Source organism: Pseudoduganella aquatica (assembly GCF_009857595.1).
Taxonomy (GTDB): domain Bacteria; phylum Pseudomonadota; class Gammaproteobacteria; order Burkholderiales; family Burkholderiaceae_D; genus Rugamonas; species Rugamonas aquatica_A.
On record NZ_WWCU01000047.1, the window covers coordinates 17986 to 40107 of the forward strand.

The 22122-nt window shown below is 61.3% G+C and carries 19 protein-coding genes and 2 tRNA genes; 11 read left to right on the forward strand and 10 right to left on the reverse strand.

Going from position 1 to position 22122, the window contains the following annotated elements; translation table 11 throughout:
• Together GTP77_RS26475 and czcI are read right to left on the reverse strand one after the other, a co-directional pair.
• On the reverse strand, positions 1-1260 hold the full coding sequence (locus GTP77_RS26475; RefSeq protein ID WP_229202384.1) for a TolC family protein: 1260 nt from the start codon (positions 1258-1260) through the stop codon (positions 1-3).
• Positions 1261-1354: 94 nt separating this feature from the next.
• Positions 1355-1735 carry a cation efflux protein, CzcI family gene (gene czcI / locus GTP77_RS26480; protein ID WP_161075156.1) on the reverse strand — a complete coding sequence of 127 codons (381 nt, stop codon included), beginning with the start codon at positions 1733-1735 and terminating at the stop codon, positions 1355-1357.
• Positions 1736-1813: 78 nt separating this feature from the next.
• Here czcI and GTP77_RS26485 point away from each other — a divergent pair, with 78 nt between their 5' ends.
• On the forward strand, positions 1814-2410 hold the full coding sequence (locus GTP77_RS26485; RefSeq protein ID WP_161075157.1) for a MarC family protein: 597 nt from the start codon (positions 1814-1816) through the stop codon (positions 2408-2410).
• A gap of 6 nt (positions 2411-2416) precedes the next feature.
• Here GTP77_RS26485 and GTP77_RS26490 read toward each other — a convergent pair whose 3' ends face one another.
• On the reverse strand, positions 2417-3172 hold the full coding sequence (locus GTP77_RS26490) for an SDR family oxidoreductase (protein ID WP_161075158.1): 756 nt from the start codon (positions 3170-3172) through the stop codon (positions 2417-2419).
• Positions 3173-3295: 123 nt separating this feature from the next.
• Between GTP77_RS26490 and GTP77_RS26495 the strand changes: the two genes are divergently transcribed.
• Both GTP77_RS26495 and GTP77_RS26500 read left to right on the forward strand, forming a co-directional pair.
• Positions 3296-4222: a LysR family transcriptional regulator gene (locus GTP77_RS26495; RefSeq protein ID WP_161075159.1), complete on the forward strand. Its 927-nt coding sequence runs from the start codon at positions 3296-3298 to the stop codon at positions 4220-4222.
• 127 nt (positions 4223-4349) lie between these two features.
• A complete protein-coding gene (locus GTP77_RS26500) occupies positions 4350-6041 on the forward strand; it encodes a rhamnogalacturonan lyase B N-terminal domain-containing protein (protein ID WP_223149403.1) in 1692 nt (563 codons plus the stop codon).
• A 174-nt stretch (positions 6042-6215) separates the two neighbouring features.
• Here GTP77_RS26500 and uvrB read toward each other — a convergent pair whose 3' ends face one another.
• Complete coding sequence (gene uvrB / locus GTP77_RS26505) at positions 6216-8288, reverse strand: excinuclease ABC subunit UvrB (protein ID WP_161075160.1); 2073 nt, start codon at positions 8286-8288, stop codon at positions 6216-6218.
• 110 nt (positions 8289-8398) lie between these two features.
• Here uvrB and GTP77_RS26510 point away from each other — a divergent pair, with 110 nt between their 5' ends.
• Positions 8399-9601, forward strand: coding sequence for an amino acid aminotransferase (locus GTP77_RS26510; RefSeq protein ID WP_161075161.1), 1203 nt, complete (start codon positions 8399-8401; stop codon positions 9599-9601).
• 42 nt (positions 9602-9643) lie between these two features.
• A tRNA-Asn gene (locus tag GTP77_RS26515) sits at positions 9644-9719 on the forward strand.
• A 61-nt stretch (positions 9720-9780) separates the two neighbouring features.
• On the opposite strand, the gene GTP77_RS26520 is transcribed toward GTP77_RS26515, so the two are convergent.
• A complete protein-coding gene (locus GTP77_RS26520; protein ID WP_229202385.1) occupies positions 9781-10788 on the reverse strand; it encodes a GGDEF domain-containing protein in 1008 nt (335 codons plus the stop codon).
• Positions 10789-11146: 358 nt separating this feature from the next.
• Between GTP77_RS26520 and GTP77_RS26525 the strand changes: the two genes are divergently transcribed.
• The 3 genes from GTP77_RS26525 to GTP77_RS26535 all read left to right on the forward strand — a co-directional run bounded on the left by GTP77_RS26525 (position 11147) and on the right by GTP77_RS26535 (position 13715).
• Positions 11147-12736, forward strand: coding sequence for a S8 family peptidase (locus GTP77_RS26525; protein WP_371869405.1), 1590 nt, complete (start codon positions 11147-11149; stop codon positions 12734-12736).
• Between the two features lie 32 nt (positions 12737-12768).
• Positions 12769-13002, forward strand: coding sequence for a hypothetical protein (locus GTP77_RS26530; RefSeq protein ID WP_161075164.1), 234 nt, complete (start codon positions 12769-12771; stop codon positions 13000-13002).
• Positions 13003-13145: 143 nt separating this feature from the next.
• Positions 13146-13715: an outer membrane beta-barrel protein gene (locus GTP77_RS26535; protein ID WP_161075165.1), complete on the forward strand. Its 570-nt coding sequence runs from the start codon at positions 13146-13148 to the stop codon at positions 13713-13715.
• Between the two features lie 3 nt (positions 13716-13718).
• Here GTP77_RS26535 and GTP77_RS26540 read toward each other — a convergent pair whose 3' ends face one another.
• Genes GTP77_RS26540 through GTP77_RS26550 form a run of 3 tightly spaced genes read right to left on the reverse strand, consistent with a single transcriptional unit; the run spans position 13719 to position 16367 of the window.
• Entirely contained in the window at positions 13719-14444 is a 726-nt protein-coding gene (locus GTP77_RS26540) for a MipA/OmpV family protein (protein WP_161075166.1), read from the reverse strand.
• A 1-nt stretch (position 14445) separates the two neighbouring features.
• Positions 14446-15075, reverse strand: a complete 630-nt coding sequence (locus GTP77_RS26545; protein WP_161075167.1) for a response regulator — start codon at positions 15073-15075, stop codon at positions 14446-14448.
• Positions 15072-16367 carry a sensor histidine kinase gene (locus tag GTP77_RS26550; RefSeq protein WP_161075168.1) on the reverse strand — a complete coding sequence of 432 codons (1296 nt, stop codon included), beginning with the start codon at positions 16365-16367 and terminating at the stop codon, positions 15072-15074. The genes GTP77_RS26545 and GTP77_RS26550 overlap by 4 nt, the downstream gene beginning before the upstream one ends.
• A 194-nt stretch (positions 16368-16561) precedes the next feature.
• Here GTP77_RS26550 and GTP77_RS26555 point away from each other — a divergent pair, with 194 nt between their 5' ends.
• A complete protein-coding gene (locus GTP77_RS26555) occupies positions 16562-17257 on the forward strand; it encodes a hypothetical protein (protein ID WP_161075169.1) in 696 nt (231 codons plus the stop codon).
• A gap of 62 nt (positions 17258-17319) precedes the next feature.
• A tRNA-Asn gene (locus GTP77_RS26560) sits at positions 17320-17395 on the forward strand.
• Positions 17396-17721: 326 nt separating this feature from the next.
• Here GTP77_RS26560 and GTP77_RS26565 read toward each other — a convergent pair.
• Together GTP77_RS26565 and GTP77_RS30785 are read right to left on the reverse strand one after the other, a co-directional pair.
• The gene (locus GTP77_RS26565) at positions 17722-19314 is read right to left on the reverse strand and encodes a hypothetical protein (RefSeq protein WP_161075170.1); all 1593 of its coding nucleotides are present in this window, start codon (positions 19312-19314) and stop codon (positions 17722-17724) included.
• 106 nt (positions 19315-19420) lie between these two features.
• The gene (locus GTP77_RS30785) at positions 19421-19615 is read right to left on the reverse strand and encodes an H-NS histone family protein (protein ID WP_229202386.1); all 195 of its coding nucleotides are present in this window, start codon (positions 19613-19615) and stop codon (positions 19421-19423) included.
• 1175 nt (positions 19616-20790) lie between these two features.
• Here GTP77_RS30785 and GTP77_RS26575 point away from each other — a divergent pair.
• Positions 20791-21954: a ComEA family DNA-binding protein gene (locus tag GTP77_RS26575; RefSeq protein WP_187358866.1), complete on the forward strand. Its 1164-nt coding sequence runs from the start codon at positions 20791-20793 to the stop codon at positions 21952-21954.
• The last annotated feature ends 168 nt before the right edge of the window (positions 21955-22122 follow it).

Here is a 22122-nt window from a genome sequence, read left to right on the forward strand (position 1 = left end):
TCAGTGTTCGTTGTTCGGCGCGGTGTGGCCGAGGATGCGTTCGATGGCGGCGGCGGCGCGGTGCCCGTCCGACAGCGCGGACAGGTATTGCGCGCGTGCCTGCAGCAGCGTGCGCTGCGCGTCGAGCACGTCGATGAAGTTGTGTTTGCCGTATTCGAAGCCTTTGCGGGCGGCCTCGCTGGCCTGCTGCGCTGCGGGCAGGATGTCATTGCGCAGCATGTCCAGCGCCAGCCGCGCCGCGCGCAGCTCCTGCACCGACTGCGCCAGCTCGGACTCCAGCCGCATGGCGGCGGCGGCCAGTTCCGCTCCTGCCTTGTCGGCCTGCCGCTGAGCGGCCAGCACATTGCCCTGGTTGCGGTCGAACAGCGGCAGCGGCAGCGACAGGCCCACCACGGTCTGGCTGCGCGACGGGTCGGCCATGCGCTTGCTGCCCAGGCTCACGGTCAGGTCCGGCGCGCGGTTTGCCAGTTCCAGCTTCGATACGGCCTTGCGCCGTTCCACTTCCAGCCGCGCCGTCATCAGCGCGGGCGATTGCGCGCGCCAGCTTGCCATTGCCGCTGCGGACGGCGGCTCCGGCAGCACGCCGATATCGCCTTCCGCCCGCTCGAAGCCTGCCGTTGCCGTGCCGTCTCCCGCCGCTGCGGGCTGCAGCCAGTGTGCTGCGAGACGATGGCGCGCCGAGGCCAGCGCCGACGCCGCGCTGGATTGCTCCAGCCGCACATTGGCTTCCGCCAGTCTGGCCTTGGTCTCATCGACGGGCGACACCTTGCCCGCGATGACGCGCTTGCTGGCCGCTTGCGTGGCGCGCTGCGCCAGCTCGCTGCCGTCTTGCGCCAGGCGCAGGCGCTCCTGCGCCACCAGCACTTCATAGAAGGCCGTCACGACGTCCGCGTGCAGCTCCAGGCGCTGCGCTTCCAGCGCCGCGCCGGCCACGTCTCGTCCGCGCTCCGCAGCGGCCACGCGCGCCGCGCGCTTGCCGCCCAGTTCCAGCGGCTGGCTCAGTTGCCATGTTTTTTCGCCGTCGCCTTCAGCGCTGCCAGCGTTGCTGCTGCTGCGCCCCACGCGCTCGAACGACAGCGTGGGATTGGGCCGCGCGGACGCCTGCATAACCAGGCCGTCCTGCGCCTCGGTTTCATAACGGGCGGCAGCGAGGCCGGGGTGGGCTTGCATGGCCAGCGCCAGCGCGGCCCGCAAGGTGAGAGCCGTTTGCGGCTCCGGTGTTTGTGCGGCCGCATGCATGGACGCGACGAGCGTCGCCATGGCTAGCGGCCAAAGGAATTTGACCATCGAATTCTCCGAAATCAGGAAAAGAAATTCGACGGGACTTCAGTAAGGTGGAAAGAGTCCCGCCGCGCTAGGCAGCGCGGCGCCAGTCGGGCTTTTTGGGCCCTTCGGAGATGTGGGAAGTGAAGTGGGGTACGGAGGAGGGCGGATAAGCCGCGCCTGCGGTGTCCGGCGGCGGCGCCGTGCCGGACATCAGCGAGGCCTGCACCGCGTGGTGGCAGACCGCGCAGTCGGCATGCACCTTGGCTTTGCCGGGCAGCTTGCCGTCGTTGCCGTCATCGCCGTCATGCTGCGGTTCGGCCTGCGCGTTGTGCTGGTGCGAGTGATGGCCGAAGTGCGAACGTTTTTGCTGGCCCTGTTCCTGCTCATGCCCGCAATAGGCCGCAGCCGCAGACCAGGCATACTGGAGCGGCAGAATGGCAAGCAGCAGGATCAGGAACAATTTACGCATGCGGCAATTCTAGCAGCATTCGCCGCCGCACCTCGGCCGTGTAGTAGACTCCGGGCTAGCCACTCCCGAAAGCCCCGAATGACCCAGAATTTTTTCCAGACCTTTATCCTGTTGTTGCTGGTGACCGACCCCTTCGGCAACGTGCCGCTGTTCGCCACCGCGCTCAATCCCGTGCCGCCTTCGCGCCGGCCGCGCATCGTGATCCGCGAATGCATGATCGCCTTCGTGGTGCTGCTGATCTTTATGTTCTTCGGCCGCCACTTCCTGCAGGCGCTGCAATTGTCGGAAGCGTCGCTGCGCATTGCCGGCAGCGTGATCCTGCTGCTGATCGCCATCCGCATGATCTTCCCGCATCCGGACGGCGTGTTGGGCCGTAACGAAGGCGGCGAGCCCTTCATCGTGCCGCTCGCCATTCCCGCGCTGGCCGGTCCCTCGGCGCTGGCCACCGTGCTGCTGTTCTCGCGCGACAGCACGGGCGAAGTGCTGATCCACGTTGCCGCGCTGGCGGCGGTGGTGGTGGTGTGGCTGGCCGTGTTCCTCGGCGCCGAGCGCTTGCAGAAAGTACTCGGCCCGCAGGTGATGACGGCCTTCGAGCGCCTCATGGGCCTGATCCTGGCCGCGATGTCCATCGAGATGCTGCTGGGCGGCATCCGCGAGTTCGTCAAGACCCTGTAAGCCGGATCAGATCTGGCGCATGCCGCCGTCGACGAACAGCTCGACGCCGGTGACGAAGCTGGCGTCGTCGCTGGCCAGGAACACGGCGGCCTTGGCCACTTCATCCGGGTCGCCCACGCGGCCCATCGGTATCGTCGATGCCAGGTGGTCCAGGAAGCCTTGCTGCTGCGCGGCGTCCGTGCCGACCAGCTCCACCAGGCCCGGGGTCTTGATCGGACCGGGGCTGAGCGTGTTGACGCGGATGCCGCGGTCTTTCAGGTCCACGATCCAGTTGCGGGCGAAGGAGCGCACGGCCGCCTTGGAGGCGGCGTACACGCTGAAGGCCTCGGTGCCGCCGCTGGCTGCGGTGGAGCCGGTGAGGATCACGGACGAGCCTTTGCCCAGCAGCGGCAGCGCGGTCTGCACCGTGAACAGCGTGCCTTTAACATTGCGCGCGAAAGTGTCGTCGAATTGCGCTTCAGTGATCTGGCCCAGCGGCAGCAGCGAACCGCCGCCGGCGTTGGCCACCAGCACGTCCAGCTTGCCGTGGTCCGCCTTGATGCGGTCGAACAGCGCCTGCAGCTGCGCCATATCCGCAGAATCAACGCGGACCGCGATGGCGCCGCCGCCGATGTCCGCTGCCGCCGCATCCAGTTCCGCCTGGCGGCGGCCGGTGATGTAGACCTGCGCGCCTTCGCTGACAAAACGCTTGGCCATGGCCAGCCCGATGCCTGTGCTGCCTCCGGTGACTACGGCGACTTTTCCTTCAAGTTTCTTCGTCATGATGCTTCCTTTAAATGAGTTCAATGGATGTAGTTTGCCGTGGCGGCGCGCCGGCGATAAGACAGGCTGTGGGCATATGATTTATGCTTTGAGTGCATGGACCAGTCTGGAGCTATGATGAAAATGAATAAATTGCTGTGGATGCAGTGCTTTGTGCGCGCCGTGGAAACCGGCAGCTTTTCCGCCGTGGCGCGCGAGCTGGGCATAGGGCAGCCGAACGTGAGCCGCCACATTGCCTCGCTGGAGCAGGATCTGGGCACGCGGCTGCTGCACCGCTCCACGCGGCAGCTGGTGGCCACGCCGGAAGGGCAGCGCTACTACGCCCAGGCCCGTGTGGCGCTGGACGCGATTGCGCGCGCCGAGTCCGACGCGCGCGGCAAGCAGAACCCGCACGGGCTGCTGCGCGTGGCTTGTCCGGCCGGGCTGGGCATCGAGAAAATCATCGGCGTGCTGCCGGAGTTCATGGCGCGCTATCCGGACGTGGAACTGGATTTGCGCCTCGGCGACGGCTACGTGGACCTGGTGGCGGAAGGCGTGGACGTCGCCATCCGGGGCGGGGTGCTCAAGGACAGCGCGCTGCGTGCGCGGCGCGTGGGCATGTCCGAGCGCATCTGCGTCGCCAGCCCGGCCTATCTGGCGCGGCACGGCACGCCGCAGCATCCGGACGAGCTGCTGCGCCACGAATGCATCGTGTACACCCTGCTGGCGGGCAGCGGCTGGCCGTTCAAGGACGGGGAGGTGCATGTGCGCGGCCGCCTGCGCATCAACAGCCTGGAAGGGATAAGGCGCGCTGCGCTCGATGGCATGGGCATTGCCTATCTACCGGCGTGGATGGTGATGGAACATCTTGGCGGCGCAGCCGCGTCCAAGGAGCCACAGCGGCTGCAGCGCTTGCTCGGCGAGCACGCCGCGCCACTGACGCCGCTGAACGCCGTGTATTCAGCGGAGCGGCTGCTGCCGCACCGCGCCTCGGTCTTCATTGAATTTATCGCCGCTGTCTTTGCGGAGACGCCGGGCTTGGCGATTCGTCCAGGGCAAACAGTTCGTTAAAACTTTATAGCTACAAATAATCAATAAGTCGAGCAATGAGCACAGGCGTTCCATTTTAAGCTGGTGTGCCGCCTAAAGTTTGAGCAGGGGGCGGGCGGCACATCCTAAACTATAAGACGGAGACGCAATGCATCAACTCAAACGCAATCTGAAACTCAAGACCATGCTGGCCGGCTGCGCGCTGTTTGCGCTGTCCGCCGCACCGCTGCAAGCACTGGCCGCATTCGGCCTCACCACCAACACAGGCGACTACACCATCGACACCGGCGCGGGACTGGTGTTCAAGGTGCTGCGCACCGCCACGTCCCAGGCGGGCGTGGGGGACATCTCCAGCCTGGTGTACAACGGCGTGGAGCTGCAAGGCCAGACCAAGGGCTCGCACATCGCCAGCGGTTTCAGCGGCCTGTACACCGGCGTAACGGCGGTCAGCGTGAGCGCCGCCCAGCCCGACACGGACACCATCAAGATCACGGTGACGACCGGGAACCTGACCCACTACTACATGGCGCGCCGCAATGTGTCCCACATCTACATGGGCACCAACATCACGGCCGAGCCGTCGGTGGGCGAGTTCCGCTGGATCACGCGCATGAAGTCCAACATCCTCACCGGCGTGCCGGCCGAGTCCAACCTGAACGGCACCACCACCACGGTGGAAAGCACCGATGTATTCGGCTTTGCCAACGGCGAAACGCGTTCCAAGTACTACGGCAACCAGCGCACGCTGGACTACACGCTGCGCGGCATCACCGGTTCCGGCGTGGGCGTGTACATGGTGTACGACAACCGCGAAGGCGCCTCGGGCGGTCCCTTCTTCCGCGACATCCAGAACCAGAGCAGCAGCACCACCAGCGGCGACACGGAGCTGTACAACTACATGAACTCCGGCCACAACCAGACCGAGGCCTACCGCATGGGCTTCCACGGTCCGTATGCGCTGCTGTTCACCGGCGGCGGCACGCCGGCTATTCCGGACATGAGCTGGGTCGCCAACATGGGCCTCACCGGCTACGTGGCGGCCAGCGGCCGTGGCGGCGTAACGGTGGCGGGCATGACGGGCCTGGACAGCAGCTATCCATACACGGTGGGCTTCTCCAACAGCACTGCGCAGTACTGGGGCGCGGCCAACGCCAGCAGCGGGCAGATGACCAAGACCGGCATGAAACCGGGCACCTACACCATGACGGTGTACAAGAACGAGCTGGCGGTGGATAGCCGCAGCGTGACGGTGAGCGCGGGCAGCACCACCAGCGTGAGCAGCTTCGCGGTGACGGGCGACCCTGCTGCGAAGACGGCGCTGTGGCGTATCGGTAAATGGGACGGCTCGCCCAAGGAGTTCCTGAATGGCGACAAGGTGAACGCCATGCATCCGTCGGATACGCGCATGGCTTACTGGACGCCGGCCGATTACATCGTCGGCACCTCATCCGATGCGACGGGCTTCCCGGCGTACCAGTGGAAGGGCGTGAACGGGGCGATAAACGTGCGCTTCAATCTGACTGCGGCGCAGGTGGTGTCCAGCTCCACGTATCAGCTGCGGGTGGGCATTACGGCAGCGTATGCGAATGCGCGGCCGCAGGTGACGGTCAATGGCTGGACCTCGGCCGTGCCTACCGCATCGACGCAGCCGGACAGCCGCAGCATGACGATAGGCACCTACCGTGGCAACAATGCGATGTTCACCTTCACCGTGCCGGTGGCCAACCTGGTGGTGGGGCAGAATATCCTGACGCTGGCGCCGGCCAGCGGCAGCTCGGGCACCACCTACCTGAGCCCGGGCTATGCGTATGACGCCGTGGATCTGATCAAGACGCCGTAAGCTGCAAGCACGGCGGGTTACGCGCTTGCGCGCTAACCCGCCCTACGATTGCGCGGGACTCGTGAGATTGCGCCGCGACGATTGCACGGGACCCGTGAAATTGTGCCGCGACGATGGCACCGGCCAGGTGGAATTGCGTAGGGCGGGTTAGCGGCACGCGTAACCCGCCAGCGGTCACGCGACGTTGTCCGCGCCGGGTGCGCCGAACAGCTGCTGCTTGAGCACATGCAGCTGGTCGCGCACCTGCGCGGCTTTTTCGAACTCCAGGTTCTTGGCATGGTCCAGCATGAGCTTCTCCAGGCGCTTGATTTCCTTGCTGACCTGCTTCTCGCTCATGGCCTCGTACTTGGCCGCCTCCTGCGCCACTTCCAGCTGCTCGCGCGCGTCCTGCGGGCTGTAGACGCCGTCTATCATGTCCTTGATCACCTTGTGCACGCCGCGCGGCACAATGCCGTTGGCGGCGTTGAAGGCGATCTGCTTGGCGCGGCGGCGCTCGGTCTCGCCGATGGCGCGTTCCATCGAGTCGGTCATGCGGTCCGCATACAGCAAGGCCACGCCGTTCAGGTTACGCGCAGCGCGGCCTATGGTCTGGATCAGCGAGCGCTCCGAACGCAGGAAGCCTTCCTTGTCCGCGTCCAGGATCGCCACCAGCGACACTTCCGGCAAGTCCAGGCCTTCGCGCAGCAGGTTGATCCCCACCAGCACGTCAAAGGTGCCGATGCGCAGGTCGCGCAGGATCTCCACGCGCTCCACCGTTTCAATGTCGCTGTGCAGATAGCGCACCTTGATCCCGTGGTCGCTCAGGTATTCGGTGAGCTGCTCGGACATGCGCTTGGTCAGCGTGGTCACCAGCACGCGCTCGTTCTTGGCGATGCGGTCCTGGATCTCGGACATCAGGTCGTCCACCTGCGTGCGGGCAGGGCGCACGATCACCAGCGGGTCCACCAGGCCGGTCGGGCGCACCACCTGCTCCACCACCTGGTCGGCGCGCTTGTTCTCGTAGTCGGCCGGCGTGGCCGAGACGAACACGGTCTGCCGCATCTTCGATTCGAACTCCTCGAACTTCAGCGGCCGGTTGTCCAGCGCGGACGGCAGGCGGAAGCCGTAGTCCACCAGGTTGGTCTTGCGCGAGCGGTCGCCGTTGTACATGGCCGACAGTTGGCCGATCAGCACGTGCGACTCGTCCAGGAACATCAGCGCGTCCGGCGGCAGGTAGTCCACCAGCGTCGGCGGCGGCTCGCCGGCCTTGGCGCCGCTCAGGTGGCGCGAGTAGTTCTCGATGCCCTTGGTGAAGCCGATTTCGGCCATCATCTCCAGGTCGAAGCGGGTGCGCTGCTCCAGGCGCTGCTCTTCAATGAGCTTGGTCTCCTTGCGGAAGAACTCCAGGCGGTCGCGCAGCTCTTCCTTGATGGTCTCGATGGCGCGCAGCACCGTGGAGCGCGGCGTGACGTAGTGCGAGCCGGGGTAGACGGTGAAGCGCGGGATCTTCTGCTTGACGCGGCCGGTGAGCGGGTCGAACAGCTGGATCGATTCCACCTCGTCGTCCCACAGCTCCAGGCGCACCGCCAGCTCGGCGTGTTCGGCCGGGAAGATGTCGATGGTGTCGCCGCGCACGCGGAAGGTGCCGCGCCCGAAGTCCACCTCGTTGCGGGTGTACTGCATCTGGATCAGGCGGGCGATGATGTCGCGCTGGGCCAGCTTGTCCTTCTGGCGCAGCGTCAAAATCATCTGGTGGTATTCGTTGGGGTTACCGATACCGTAGATGGCCGACACCGTGGCCACGATCACCACGTCGCGCCGCTCCATCAGCGACTTGGTGCAGGACAGGCGCATCTGCTCGATGTGCTCATTGATGGACGAGTCCTTTTCAATGAACAGGTCGCGCTGCGGCACGTAGGCTTCCGGCTGGTAGTAGTCGTAGTAGGACACGAAGTACTCGACCGCGTTCTCCGGGAAGAACTCGCGGAACTCGCTGTAGAGCTGCGCGGCCAGCGTCTTGTTGGGCGCGAACACGATGGCGGGCCGGCCCTGGCGGGCGATCACGTTGGCCATGGTGTAGGTCTTGCCGGAACCGGTCACGCCGAGCAGGGTCTGGAAGAACAAACCGTCGTCTATGCCCTCGCACAACGCGTCGATCGCGGTCGGCTGGTCGCCGGCGGGAGGGAAGGGCTGATGCAGCTTGAAGGGCGAATCCGGGAAGGTGACGACGGTGGGGGCAGCAGAATTATTAGGTTGCGAATCAGCCATGAGGTCAGACCTTTGATAGAATATGCGATTGTTGGCGCTTAAAACCGGATTTTGTTCGGGCGCTGACACGTATCCGCTGCGAACCGCTTCTAATCGAATCCAATCTTATCATGACGAACCCTTCCGTTTTCAGCGCCATCGAGATGGCCCCGCGCGACCCTATCCTCGGCATTACCGAGGCCTTCAACGCCGACACCAACCCAGCCAAGATCAATCTTGGCGTGGGCGTCTATTATGACAACAATGGCAAGGTTCCGCTGCTGTCTTGCGTGCAGAAAGCTGAAGCGGCACTGATCGCCCAGCCTACGCCGCGCACCTATCTGCCGATCGAAGGCCTGGCCGCTTACGACAAGGCGGTGCAAGAGCTGGTATTTGGCGCCGACAGCGCCGTAATTCAAGAGAAACGTGCGGTGACCGTGCAAGCCATCGGCGGCACCGGCGCGCTGAAAATCGGCGCCGACTTCCTGCAGCGCTTCGCGCCGGGCGCGCAAGTCTACATCAGCGATCCAAGCTGGGAAAACCACCGCGCGCTGTTCGAAAGCGCCGGTTTCAAGGTCAACAACTACACCTACTACGACGCGGGCACCCACGGCGTGAATTTCGCCGGCATGCTGGCCGACCTGAAGGCCATGCCGGCCGGCTCCATCGTGCTGCTGCACGCCTGCTGCCACAACCCGACCGGCGCCGACCTGACCTCGGCCCAGTGGGACGAGATCATCGCCGTGGTCGCGGCCAACGGCCTGGTGCCGTTCCTGGACATGGCTTACCAGGGCTTCGGCTCGGGCATCGCCGAAGACGGCGCCGTGGTGCGCCGCTTCGCAGCCACCGGCGGCCCGCTGCTGGTGTCGAACTCCTTCTCCAAGTCCTTCTCGCTGTACGGCGAGCGCGTGGGCGCCCTGAGCGTGGTGGCTGCATCGGCCGAGGAAGCCGCGCGCCTGATGTCGCAGCTCAAGCGTGTGGTGCGCACCAACTACTCCAACCCGCCCGTGCACGGCGGCAAAGTGGTGGCCACCGTGCTGACCACGCCGGAACTGCGCCAGCTGTGGGAAGATGAACTGGCCGGCATGCGCGTGCGCATCAAGGAAATGCGTGATGCTTTCGTCAAGAAACTGAAAGAAAAAGCGCCGGCGCACGACTTCGAATTCGTGCGCGAGCAGGTGGGCATGTTCTCCTACTCGGGCTTGACGAAAGCGCAAGTAGAAGCGCTGCGCGCCGAATCGATCTATGCCGTGGACACCGGCCGCATCTGCGTGGCCGCGCTGAACTCGACCAATATCGACAAGGTGGTTGACGCCATCGCGAAAGTACTCTAAAATCTTGTTTCTTCGAGCTGAGCAAAAACTTGGCTTGATTGATCCCTGATAGCTCAGTCGGTAGAGCGACGGACTGTTAATCCGCAGGTCCCTGGTTCGAGTCCAGGTCGGGGAGCCAGAACACAGAAATGCCCAGCCTTAACCGGTTGGGCTTTTTGCATTTCCGGGGCCGTTGGCGCTCACGTTGCCGCGCCCGCGAAGATCTCGCAGCCGCTCTTGCCGTTGCGCTTGACCTGGTACATGGCCTTGTCCGCGCGCTGCACCAGCTCGGCCAGGTTCCTGCCGTGCTGCGGATACAGGGCGACGCCGATGCTGGCGCCCAGCGCGTACTCCTTGCCGTTCACCGGTATGCATTCCGTCAGCCGCGCCAGCAGCTTTTTCGCCACTTCGCCAGCCTGCGCCTCCTCGTCCAGCTGGGTGGCGATAACGACGAACTCGTCGCCGCCAACCCGGGCGCAGATGTCAGTGCTGCGCGTGCTGCTTTTTAGCCTGGCGGCGACCGTTTTCAGCACTTCGTCGCCCACCGCGTGGCCCGCCGTGTCGTTGATGGGCTTGAAGTTGTCGAGGTCGATGTAGAACACCGCCACCACGTGGTGGGGGCGGGTGGCCAGCACCAGGGCCTGGTCGAACAGCGTCTTCATGTAGCGCTGGTTGTTCAGGCCGGTGAGCGGGTCGTGGAAGGCCAGGTCGAGCGCCTTGGATTCCGCGTCGATCAGCCGCGATTGAAACAGCGACAGCACCGCCGTCATCAGCGACAGGTATTGCAGGAGCACCAATAGCGTCCCCAGCACGAAGCCGTTCCTGGCCCAGGCAGGGAAGACCTCTATCAGCCCCGGCCCTGACAGCCAGTGGGCGGAGAGCGCGAAGCTCGCTGTGGCCGTCAGCACCAGCGGCCAGCGCGGGAAGCCGGCGCTGTTCTTCAGGGCGATCCAGCCCATGTAGAGCAGCAGCGCCGCGTTGACCGTGCAAAAGCCCATGGCGCGCGCGAAGGGCGGCAGACCGGCGGCCAGGGCCGCAAGCAGCCAGAGCACGGAAGCCAGCGATGCCATCCAGAACCAGCGGACTTGGATGTGCAGGTTCAGGAAGCGGGTCAGGCCGGTCAGCAGCAGCGGCTTTTCCAGCGAGATGAAGAGTACGTAGAGCGGCCCCGCCAGCGGTTGGCCGGCGATGGGTGGAAAAAAGAACATGCTTAGCCGGGCGAGCATGGTGCAGCAGATGGAAGCTGCCCACCAGCCTGCACCGGGGTTGGTCCTGGGAATCATGCTCATCCAGAGGAACAGGAGCATGAAGATGAAGTACGCGCTGACCCCAAAGGTATGGACGGTCTGATACGACATCGTCGCGTCTCCTCAGTGAAATTCCATCTGTTTGCGTTGCGGCGGCATGTCTAAATATTACTCCCGCGCATGGAGCAGTGGGGCGTATCAAGTCCGATTTGGGCCGGGATGGCGGGTAGCGGCATGCCAGCCAGGTGCGATGTTGCAATTTCGCCACCGTCATGGCACTGGCGGCCGAGTCCCTTGTGCTGCGCGCGCCTTGACGCTCGTGTCCGGTATTCTCCGGGGTACGGGTTCTTTGCGCGGGTTTCTCAAGGAGGGTGATATTGCCATGGTTGCCAAATCGTCCAGAGCACGGCCGGATGTCAAACGCTACGTCCTGCTGGCCAATCGCGGACTGCATTCGGACGCGCTCAAGCTGACTGCCGCCGCCGAGCAGCAGTTTGCCCAAGCCATGTTCGTGCGGGTTGGCCTGCCGGCCAAGGCGGCGCGGCCGAAGACGGCGATGAAAGTCCTGCATTCCATGGAAGACAGCGGTCCCAAGCTGGTGGAGCTGAGCGATGCGGAGGCGCTGGCTTTGAAGGCCAGCAATGCCGGCATCAAGCTGGTGCCCGAGGTGCTTTACCACGTGGCGCGCAGTCCCCGGTGGCAAATCGTGAAGCAGTCCTCCGGCGCGCTGGCCGCTTCGGCGGCGGCCGGAATCGTCATCAAGGTAGCGGACGCCGCCAGCGGCAAACCGGTGAAAGGCGCGCAGCTCGTGGCTTTCACCGACTTTGCCAATGGCGTGGGGCAGCAAGGCACGAGCAACGCCAAGGGCATGGTGACGTTGAAGTTCACCACCAGCAGCAAGAAGCTGGAACTCCTGCTGATCTACGGGCCGGAGGGATACTGGGGCTTGTGCGAGCGCGACGTGAAGATCAAGCAAGGCGAGACGAAGAAACTTGCGCATGTGGACCTGGACGTGCCGGACTACCTGGATACGCTGTATGGAACGCATGCCGACAATGCCGGCGCAGGCCTGCGGGTTGGCGTGATCGATACCGGCGTTGACGGCAAACATCCGGATCTTAAGTTGGCTGGCGGCGCGGCCTTTGTGGCGGACGAGAGCGACGCGGGCGGACCTGGCCCGGCCAAGCTGGAAGGCGAGCATGGGACGCATGTGGCGGGCATTATTGCTGCGCGGGGGCATAAGCCGCGCGGAAAAAAAGGCGTGGCGCCCGGCGTTGAACTGTACAGCTATCGCGTCTTTCCCAATGCGGGCGGTGGCGCCAGCAACTATGATATTTTGCGCGCCATCGAGCAGGGTGTGCAGGATCAATGCGATTTGCTCAACCTCAGCCTTGGCGCCGCCACGCCGGATGAGGCGGTGCGCGACGCCATCAAGTCCGCGTTCGACCAAGGCGTGCTGTGCATTGTGGCGGCCGGTAACGATGGCCGGCAGCCGGTGTCCTATCCGGCTGCATGGGCCGAGTCCGTGGCTGTTTCTGCGGCCGGAAAGCAAGGCACTTTTCCCGTCAGCTCATCCGAAGCGCTGGATATAGCACCGCCGCCTGCCACGAGCAGCAAGCAGGCTTTTATTGCGCAGTTTTCGAATATTGGTCCGCAAGTCGATGTGACCGGCCCCGGTGTGGGCATCGTGTCTACGTTGCCAGGCGGTGCTTACGGCGTGATGAGCGGCACGTCGATGGCATGCCCTGCCGTCACCGGCGCTGCCGCCGCCCTGTTGGCCGCCCAGCCGCAGGTGCTGGCCATGCCGCGCGACCGCCAGCGCGCAACGGCCATGCTGGCCGTGATCAACGCCGCAGCCAAGCCGCTCGGCTTCCCGAAAGACCTGGAGGGGCTCGGGCTGCTGCCCTGAAAAGCGCACATCGCCTGTGCTATATTGAATCTATGAGCCAGCTGATTTTACGACGCACGAATGCCGCAACGCTGTCCACCGACGAGGCGCTTGCCGTGGTCGGTGCTGCGCCGCGCGGGCGCGTCATCCATCGCAGCGGGGACAATGTGCTGGTGGACATTGCCGCAGCCGATGTTGAATCGCTGCGGCAGCAGCTGCAAGGCTGGATCGTATCTCCGCAGACCGAGCGGATTGCCGTGCCGGACACGCGCCGCAATATTGGATAAATGCGGCACTCCGCCTGTGCCTGAAGTCATGCTTTCCTGCCGTGCCTGATGGCACATGCGCCGTGGCGGGTGCGTTCTTAGAATCACAGTACTGATTCGGCCCATAGCCTGTGCCGGGATCAGCACTCATTCTAAGGAACCGTATGACCAAACTACCGATATTGTCCCTGCTGGCCGCCGCTGCGCTGGCTTGCTCCGCTGCTTCCGCCCAGGATTACTACACGGGCGCCACGGTGGCGAAAGGCGGCGAACTGACCTTCCGTAATCCCCTCAATGGCAAATCCGCCACCGCCGATCCCAGTGCCATCTTCAAGTTTTACGGCGGCGTTGCGCTGGCGAACAACCTGGCGCTGGAAGCGGCCTATTCGGAAGGCGCCGAAGCGCACTTCGACAAGGCCAAACTGGGCCTGGTGTCCGACCCGAGCTTCGAGCTGCGCAGCTTCTCGCTGGCCGCCCGCGCCACCCACAGCTTCAATGACGACTGGTCCGTATTCGCCAAGGCGGGACTGGCGCGCTCGCGCTACAAGGCCGCCGGCGCTGGCACGTCCGACAGCGTATCCGCCACCAAGCCGCTGCTGGCCGTGGGCGTCGCTTACAACGTGACCGAGAAAATAGCCCTGACGCTGGAAGTCGAGAGCATCGGCCGCACCCGCAAGGAGGGCGTGAATCTCCGCCAGAATACGGCGCAGCTTGGCGTGAAGGTGGGCTTCTAGGCCTCAGTAGCCGTATTGCAGCGTCAGCGAACTGGCGATGCCGGTGCGCTGCTCGGTGCGAGAGCTGGCGGCGGCGCCGCCCAGCAGGCGGCTGGCGCGCACGCCGGTGGACAGCGTGTACTTGCGGCTCACCTGCCACTGCCAGCGCGCTTCCGCATACATGTCGCGCAGGCCGCCGGATGGGCGGTAAAGCGCCGTGCCGAAATCCGACTGCATATAGGCGCCGTCCGCCATGCTGGCGCCCACGCCGGCGGCCAGCGAGTGGTGCGGCACCAGCGCCGTTTGCGTGGCCGCTTTCACGTCGAGCAGTACGCCGCTGCCTTCCCTGCTGGCCGGAGCAAACGCGTGCGCGTGCAGCAGGAGGCTGTGCAGGGGCGTGTAGTTGATGAATGCGCCGAACACCGGACGCAGCCCGGTCCTGCCGCCGCCGGCGCGCTGCGCGCCCAGGTCCAGCGCAATCAGCGGGCCGTAGCGCAGCAGCGGATCGGCGGACATATGCATGCCCAGCGCCAGTCCCTCCACGAACACGCCGTTGCTCCATTCCGCTGAAAACTGCGGCATCAGATAGCTCGCTCGCTGCTTGCTGCCTGCGTGCGCGGGCGCGTTGGCAGCGATGGCGCCCACCGTCAAGTCGACCGAGCCTTCGGGCAGCAGGGTCATATCCTGCTGGGCCAGCGCGGCGTGCATGGCGCTTGAGAGCAGGGCTGCCAGCAGATAGTGTTTCTCCATCTCAGATATGGCCCAGTTCCAGGCCGCGCAGCACGGCGCGCACGCGGTCGCGCACACCCAGCTTGGACAGGATGCTCGAAACGTGATTCTTGATAGTGCCCTCGCTGGGACCGAGCGCCTGGCCGATTTCCGCATTGTTGAAACCCGCCGCCATGAGGGCGAGGATTTCCGTTTCGCGGCTGGTGAGCGGCGTGCACAGTTCCATGGGTGAGGCGGCGGGCTTTTCGTAGGCGGCGCGGGTGCGTTCGGTGAGCGCGGGGCGGAACAGTGTGGCGCCTGCTGCCACGCTGCGGATGCCGTCGGCCAGCCGCTCCAGCGAAATGTCCTTGAGCAGGAAGCCGCGCGCGCCTGCGCGCATGCCGTCGAACAGCGCGTCGTCGTCGTCGAAGGTGGTAAGCAGGATGGTGGGCGGCAGCCGGCCCTGTTCGCGCCGCAGCAGCTCGATGCCGCTGCAGTTCGGCATGCGCACGTCCAGCAGCAGCACGTCTGCCTGGTTTTGGGCGAGCACGCCGACGGCTTCCGCGCCGTCCGCCGCCTCGGCCACCACGCGGATATCCGGCGTGAGTTCGAGCAGGCCGCATATGCCGCTGCGCACCAGCATCTGGTCGTCCACCAGCACCACGCGGATCATGCGCGCGCTCCGGAGAAGGGGAGCGAGAATTCGAGCCAGTGGCCTGGGCGGGCTGCTGGGCGTCCGCTAGTGGCAGCGCTGGAGCCGGTGCTTAGCGTGCCGCCATGTTCAGCAAGACGTTCGCGCATACCGGCCAGGCCATTGCCCTCGGGCGCGCCGTTGCTGCCTTTGCCGTCGTCCGCAATGCGCGCGTGGACACCGCCGCCTGCGTAGCGGATATCAATTGTCAGCAAGGCCGCCTGCGCGTGGCGCATGGTGTTGGTGATGGCTTCCTGTACGCAGCACAGCAGCGTATGGGCTGCTGCGGCGGGGCAGGCGTCCACGCCGCTGTCCATAGTGAGTTCAATGGCGGGCGAGGGGATGCCGCCGCAAAGCAGCCGCAAGGCTTGGCGCACATTGATATCGCTCTCCCGCCGCTCCGCGCTGACCACGCTGCGCACTTCCGACAGCAGCGATTTCGCCAGCTCGCGCGCGGTCGCCAGCGGGGCTGCGGGCTGGCTGTCCGCCTGGCGCACCGCCAGGTCGAGATGCAGATTGAGCGCGGTGAGATGGTGGCCCACCGCGTCGTGCAGGTCGCGCGCGATGCGCATGCGTTCGGCGGAGCGCAGCGTGTCGCCCAGCAGCGACTGCGTGGCGCGCAACTGCGCGTTTGATGCGGCCAGCTCCACGCGCATGCGCTGCTCCTGCCGCATCAGATAGACAAAGGCGAAACCAAGCACCTGCACGAAGCGCTCCGAGGTCAGCACGGCCAGCGTGATGTGGATGCGCTGGTCGTTCATGTGCAGGCTGGCGCTGGTGAGCACCCAGAAATCCATGCCCGCGCCGAGCAGCACCTGCACTGCCAGCCAAGCCAGGGCGCGCCGCAGCGTGAACAGCGCCGCCAGTTCCATGGACAGGATCAGGTGGAAGGCCAGCGAGTTGAGCATGAGCGCCAGCGCGAACTGCGCGGCCAGCAGCAGCGTGCCAGTCAGCGCCGTGCGGCTCGGCGAGGGCCGGATGCGCCACCACAGCAGGGCGATAAACGAGACGATCAGCAGCGCCTCGCCGCCCAGGAACAGTCGGTAGGCCATCTCGGCCCGGTCCGATCCCGCGCGCAGCAGCGATGGCGCGGGCGTCGTCAGGCTAGCAATGTAGCGCGCCAGCTGGCCCACGGCGTTGTAAAGCTCCGCGCGTGCCGGGTCCGCAGCCCAGTGCGGGGCCAGTTCCAGCAGGCCCAGTATCAGGCTGGCGAGGATGGCAGCGGCGGGATAGCGGCTGGGCGCACGCAATGGTCGGGGGCTGCTGTTGTTCATTTGGCCTGTAAAATTGACAATGTTTAGCGCCGCCATTCTACGTGAGCAGGGCGGGGCGTCAAAGTGCCGAAAGTCATGCGGCCTGACTTTCGGCATATGCCGCTGCACGCGCGGTATCGTAGAATCGCTGCCTTGATAGCAATTTGAAAAGGCGTGCTTTGAACTGGACAGGATGGTGGACACTGGCACTGCTGATGGGGTCAACGCTGGCGAAGGCGGACGATGCCTTGCCCCAGGTGCTGATCCCGGCCCAGCGCGACGCCGAGTGGCACAGCTACCGCCACGCCTACAAGGCCGCGCGCTTCTTCGAGCCTTTCCTCAAGACGCGGCCCTTGATCCAGGCGCACATGCAGATCCGCCCCCGCCAGCCGGACCTGCCGATGGACGGCCTGCAGCTGCAACTGGCTGGGGAAACAGTGAACCTGACCATCCCGGTCGACGCGCTGGGCCGCGCCACCTTGCCGATGCTGAAGCAGGCCTACGACGAGGACGCCGTGCTGCGCCTGAACCGGCAGAAGGGCAACTACAGCTTCAACGGACGCTATTCGATCCGCGAGCGGGACGACGGCGTCTACAGCGCAGCGGACCTGCGCGCCGCCTGCGAACAGCTGATCAGCGCGCAGCGCGAATCGGGCTACCGGCTGCGGCTGATAGGGAAGAAATGCGCCGGCGTGAAATTCGTCTACCCGCGTGACGCGGCGGCGCCGGACGTGCAGTTCCGCGACGCAGCCGGCAAGCTCACGCCGCTCGCCGCAGTGCGCGGCCATCCGTTCGAGAATCCGACCATGGGCGATTACCAGATCCTCATCTACCGCTTTGCCGACTGGCCCGCGCAAGGCGACTTCCTGGTCCACAGCAAGCCGCTGGCGGTGGGGACTGAGTACGAGTGAGCGGAATTTTTGCCCCTGCACTGGTCAATTCCAAATCCCGCGTATATAATTCGGGCCTCAATTCCCTGATAGCTCAGTCGGTAGAGCGACGGACTGTTAATCCGCAGGTCCCTGGTTCGAGTCCAGGTCGGGGAGCCACAGAATTTAGTTTTATAGAATCAAGGGGTTACATGCTTCGGTGTGTAGCCCTTTTTTCATTTCTGGGGACTATGCTGGGGACTGGCGGATCGGTGTCCGGTGGTCCTATGCGGTAGTGGGGATGGCTGGGCCAAGGCAGCAAGCGGACAGGCGTTTCGCTGCACCCGGGGCGGTTTATTTGGGCATAGTGGCCGCTGGTGACGCCGTTGGGCACGTGGGATGGCTCCCCTTTTACGGCGGGGCATCGGTATCACACGGTGGCAGTAGGCGCGAGAATGGTCAGGAGTGCAGGGCGACCGAATCAACGCTTGTAGGGCTAGACTTTTCTATGATGATTCAAGCGGCCGAAGTCCGTACCATTCCGCACGCCACCCCCCAACTGTTATAGGCATCGTGCGTACTTCGAAGTCACGGCCCTCCTTAGGTAGGTACTTACGTTGCCGAAGCCAATCAACGGTGCTGTTCAGGTCACCTGTTACTAGATGGCTTATCAAATGCCAAACCCTCAAGACGGGAATGCGTTTGTCCTGTATGTCCTCTCTACCGATAAAGTTCTCGGATCCCACCGCAGCCTGAAAATCGAAAGATGCATCCACCCCTAACGTGGTAAATAGCTTTTGATCCTGAACTTCAAATAGGTGCATAAGCTTCAGCCCTTGCTTAATACCTTTCGCCACCTCGTCAGATCGCATTTCTACTTCTCGTATTTCAGCTGGTTCAATGAACCATTTTAACTCTAGACACAGACAGACTTTATTGCTGCGATCAATGATGGCAATATCAATATCGGTTCCATGTATTTTTCCTGATCGAAAATCAAACGAGGTATTTGCAAGAGATTTTACTATTCTATTAAATAGTTCACTTTCTTTCTCTTGAACAAGAAATGAATAATTTTTCTTCTCAAGAGGGATTTGGTTTAGTAGTACACATAAGTTTCTCTCTGCATTTGTATGCATGAGAAGGAGCGGGGAAATTGCATAGCTGCCATTCTCCAAGTTAATAATAGGTTGTATGGCAATATCTGGATCTCTGATTTCACATTGCCCAAATGTTAAATACTTAAGAATTGACTGGATTTTTATTTTATCTATTTTGGTGGATTGAAATATTATATTTTCCAGTTCTGCTATTTTTATTATCAAAACCGAGCTGGAGTAGCCTGCGCCGAGAATGCCTTGCTCAGCAAATAATTGACGAGCAACCATCCAAGCCGAAGCCAATGACTGAAGGCATGCCATAGTCAATTTGAATTGCGCAATATCAAAGTATACAAATTTCCAATGTGGCGGAAGTACGAATCTACTCAAATACTGTGGTCCGAAGACGCGAACGATGCCTTCGACTAAACGACGCGTAAATTTAATTTGAAAACTGTTACCATTTCGATGCATTTTTCCAAGAAGTGACGGCACCAAAGGGGTAGGGTCAGCAAGAATAACATCCATTTCACCACGCTTTCCGATAAATCTATCATACGCTTCATAAGCAATATTCTTGGGACTTTTCCGATGTATTAATATCTCGTTACCCTTTACTTCAATGGTAATCTGCTTGCGGCGATATAGGGGGAAAATGGAGCAGAATTGAAGATAGTCCTCTGCGCCACCTATCCATTCGACGCTTTTCTCGTAGTTGTAGTCATTCAGATCGAAATTGATAGGAGTCGAATCACGCACGCAATTTTTGTAAACTGTGCGTACAGGGTAAGTAAGCGCATTCAATAGCCCATCCACGACAACGGCCATCTCAGCTTCAGTTGCAGGGTGTACAACGGAATGTCGAAAATGATACTCTTCTGCACCTGCTAGTAGTGTCCATATTGCTTGAGAATACGGTAATTTAGCAATGGGATTATCAGAGAAAGCTCTGTCAATCGCTATTTCGATTTCATCTATATCTTGGGTTTTATTATCCATGGGGTGGGTATTTGTGGTCGCCTTAGCTTAGATTTCTATTTTACTTTTACGCCAAAAATAAGATTCAATAAAAGCCAGCACCTAGCCGAAATGATGCGGAGCAATTTTATACGTGGATGCGGCTATTTGATTTCAAGAATTTCTGTTTATCTTGACCATTGAGCCAGAGAGGTGCACGCCCACGACCCGTCCAAGTAGCGCCCGAGACTGGGTCCTTGTACTTCGCCGCTACAGGATTGGTCGTCTTGGCAGACTTCGATTTGCCCGTTAAGTCGGCCAGAGTTACGCAATATACCTTCATCAATTCAGCAATTTGAGCCTTAGCAGCCGAAATTCATTAGACCGAGCGGCTTCCGCTTGCTTTTGGAGTTCAGCGATTTGTGCTTGAATTTTAGAATATGAGGACACGTTATTTCCTTGGTAATAGCCCACATGGGCGATGGCAACAATTTACCATACCAATTGGTTTATGTGCACTTCTGATAATTCGCTGGATTCTGTGTGCGGAGTAGGACAGCAGGCTGAGTGCTGGGGGCGGGCCTGGAGGAGGGAGCCATCGTGCTAGTTTATTGGGCCGCTGACGGGACGTCGGGGCCTGGCCATCCCGAGGGCATGGGGTGGCGTCCGCGTAGCACCTGGGGCCGCTATGTGTGCCGCACCTAAGGGTGTGCCTGGTCCATCAAGACACACTGTGTTCAGGCATCGTCCGTGATGGCCACGGCACGGCGGTGTAATTCTTCACGTTTTTCTTCAGACATACCTGAGTACAGGCGGATGACTTCCGCGAGCCGATCGTCTGCAAAATGGAAGAATGCTGTAGAGAGCCCAAGGACAGCAGCTATAGCTTCGACAAATGGTACAGGTGGCTCATGTATCCCGCTGAACGAGAGCGCTATTGAAGTCCTGGACAGGCTTGGCACTGAGGGGAAGTTCGCTAGCCTTTTTATCAACCTGCAGACCAAGGAGCCGCTGACTGCGGTGAATAAGGTATGGGGCCGGCTGCGGGTAAAGGCTGGGCTGCCTAATCTCCGACTGCATGACCTTCGACATCAGCATGCGTCGTTCTTGGTGAATGCTGGTCATACCCTATATGCAGTGTAGAAGATCCTTGGGCATTCGGATGCGAAGGTGACGGAGCGATATGCACACTTGTCGTCGGCAACGCTGCTGGCTGGATCTAATAGTGTGTCGGTTGCGATGAGGGGCGCGGGCCGGACAGTTGCCAAGGCGCTGGAGGATGCTAACGAGGCGGTGGCCGGGTAACTGTTGCGGCCAGGGCGGCGCTTGTACAGGCCGCCTGCTCCACATTGGGGGCCGCACGAGAAACCAGGAGTTGTGACAATTCGTGAATTTTTCACTGAGGCAAGATGGTATGCTAACTGTCTACGGTCGAATTCGGCCACTAGCGGACGAACAAATTTCCCGTTATTGCTAGCAAACATTGCTCAAAAAATTACCCATCTAACTATAAAGAACATGACACCACAAACTGAAGCATTGCGTTTATTGGAGGAGTCACTCTCTGCCAATGAAGCTCCGAAAGGCTCCTTGTTAACGGCAGTGCAGAAGCTATCGCGGGCGGCAGCTCTTGTTGAAAATGACGATATTCAGAAATGGTGTTCGGTTCAGTTGGGTGATCAACAATATACAAGGCCACTGCAGCAACTTTTAGATGTGCTGCAGTTGGAAGAAGGCGTAGAAAAAAAATCCGCTTTGGAAACGGCAATAAAAAAGCTTAAAGATGTTGGACTTAACAAAGGTATGCATTATTCTTCAGAAGAAGTGCATGTCAAGATCGATGAGTCGGCAGGAGGCTACCATAGCATCGGTTTTATTGAAGAGCGTTATGCGGACCTAGTTCGCCTCAAGAACGGGAATGATGGAACTTACTATAAAAATAACCTTAACACTCACTTGAGTTATGTGAGAAGACGAAGTCATGAGTTAGCTTCGGGGCTCCTAAACAGGCTAAGGTTCGTAGGACTGCCTAGCAACTGCTTTGACGTCTTACGCTCAGCAGTTGACGACAAGTTGCTTGACCTCAACCCTGCGCTTGCAGAGCAGCTTATGCTTGCGTTCAAAGCTGTAGCTAGTGCTAAGAGTGAAGAGTGGTCCCAAGCCCTGACGACCTGTAGGAGACTGTTGGAAGGTCTGGCGGACGTGGTATATCCTGCAAATTCGGATCCGGCACTCGGCCGCGTTTTGTCTCAGGCACAGTACGTGAATCGGCTGTGGGCTTTTATGGATAAAGCTATAGAGTCAGACTCCAATAAGGCATTAGCTAAAGTTCACGTTGATTTCCTTGGTGCATGGATGGAAAAAACAAACAAGATAGCAAATAAAGGAGTCCACGCCGAAGTAGGTCAACTTGAGGCAGTTAAGGCTGTCTTCCATACTTATTTGGTAGTGGCGGACATCTTAGAGTACACTAGCGAGGCACCTAATAAAAGCAGTAAGCCAAATATAAACAATGCAACTATGGACGAGCTTGAGGCACTTCTAAATATTAGTAGATCAACGGCTAAGGAAATTGTTAAAGCTCGGGTGGCTCATGGTAAGTTAGATGCCGAGGTGCTGAAAAAAGTGCCTGGCGTTGGAGCGAAAACTATTGAAAAAGCGTTGACTGAATTCTCTTTCTGATTTTTAGGCTGGAACCGATAGCTGCCTTCATCTAGATCTAGGGAAGCACTGATTAATTCATCGGACGCCGTTCCCTGCGGCAGTCCAACCTGAGACAATAACGGCACCCCCACTGTCCGCCATCGACCATGCAAAAGAGCTTTTCCGACCTTGAATATGCTGCCAAGA

What these genes read in the sequence shown, in the direction of transcription:
- GTP77_RS26575 (WP_187358866.1), top strand. Translation starts at nt 20,791, where the DNA reads ATGACACCACAAACTGAAGCATTGCGTTTATTGGAGGAGTCACTCTCT.
- GTP77_RS26565 (WP_161075170.1), bottom strand. Translation starts at nt 19,314, where the DNA reads ATGGATAATAAAACCCAAGATATAGATGAAATCGAAATAGCGATTGAC.
- GTP77_RS26540 (WP_161075166.1), bottom strand. Translation starts at nt 14,444, where the DNA reads ATGGAGAAACACTATCTGCTGGCAGCCCTGCTCTCAAGCGCCATGCAC.
- GTP77_RS26510 (WP_161075161.1), top strand. Translation starts at nt 8,399, where the DNA reads ATGACGAACCCTTCCGTTTTCAGCGCCATCGAGATGGCCCCGCGCGAC.
- GTP77_RS26545 (WP_161075167.1), bottom strand. Translation starts at nt 15,075, where the DNA reads ATGATCCGCGTGGTGCTGGTGGACGACCAGATGCTGGTGCGCAGCGGC.
- GTP77_RS26485 (WP_161075157.1), top strand. Translation starts at nt 1,814, where the DNA reads ATGACCCAGAATTTTTTCCAGACCTTTATCCTGTTGTTGCTGGTGACC.
- GTP77_RS26475 (WP_229202384.1), bottom strand. Translation starts at nt 1,260, where the DNA reads ATGGCGACGCTCGTCGCGTCCATGCATGCGGCCGCACAAACACCGGAG.
- GTP77_RS26555 (WP_161075169.1), top strand. Translation starts at nt 16,562, where the DNA reads ATGGGGTCAACGCTGGCGAAGGCGGACGATGCCTTGCCCCAGGTGCTG.
- uvrB (WP_161075160.1), bottom strand. Translation starts at nt 8,288, where the DNA reads ATGGCTGATTCGCAACCTAATAATTCTGCTGCCCCCACCGTCGTCACC.
- GTP77_RS26500 (WP_223149403.1), top strand. Translation starts at nt 4,350, where the DNA reads ATGCATCAACTCAAACGCAATCTGAAACTCAAGACCATGCTGGCCGGC.
- GTP77_RS26530 (WP_161075164.1), top strand. Translation starts at nt 12,769, where the DNA reads ATGAGCCAGCTGATTTTACGACGCACGAATGCCGCAACGCTGTCCACC.
- czcI (WP_161075156.1), bottom strand. Translation starts at nt 1,735, where the DNA reads ATGCGTAAATTGTTCCTGATCCTGCTGCTTGCCATTCTGCCGCTCCAG.
- GTP77_RS30785 (WP_229202386.1), bottom strand. Translation starts at nt 19,615, where the DNA reads ATGAAGGTATATTGCGTAACTCTGGCCGACTTAACGGGCAAATCGAAG.
- GTP77_RS26490 (WP_161075158.1), bottom strand. Translation starts at nt 3,172, where the DNA reads ATGACGAAGAAACTTGAAGGAAAAGTCGCCGTAGTCACCGGAGGCAGC.
- GTP77_RS26550 (WP_161075168.1), bottom strand. Translation starts at nt 16,367, where the DNA reads ATGAACAACAGCAGCCCCCGACCATTGCGTGCGCCCAGCCGCTATCCC.
- GTP77_RS26535 (WP_161075165.1), top strand. Translation starts at nt 13,146, where the DNA reads ATGACCAAACTACCGATATTGTCCCTGCTGGCCGCCGCTGCGCTGGCT.
- GTP77_RS26495 (WP_161075159.1), top strand. Translation starts at nt 3,296, where the DNA reads ATGAATAAATTGCTGTGGATGCAGTGCTTTGTGCGCGCCGTGGAAACC.
- GTP77_RS26520 (WP_229202385.1), bottom strand. Translation starts at nt 10,788, where the DNA reads ATGTTCTTTTTTCCACCCATCGCCGGCCAACCGCTGGCGGGGCCGCTC.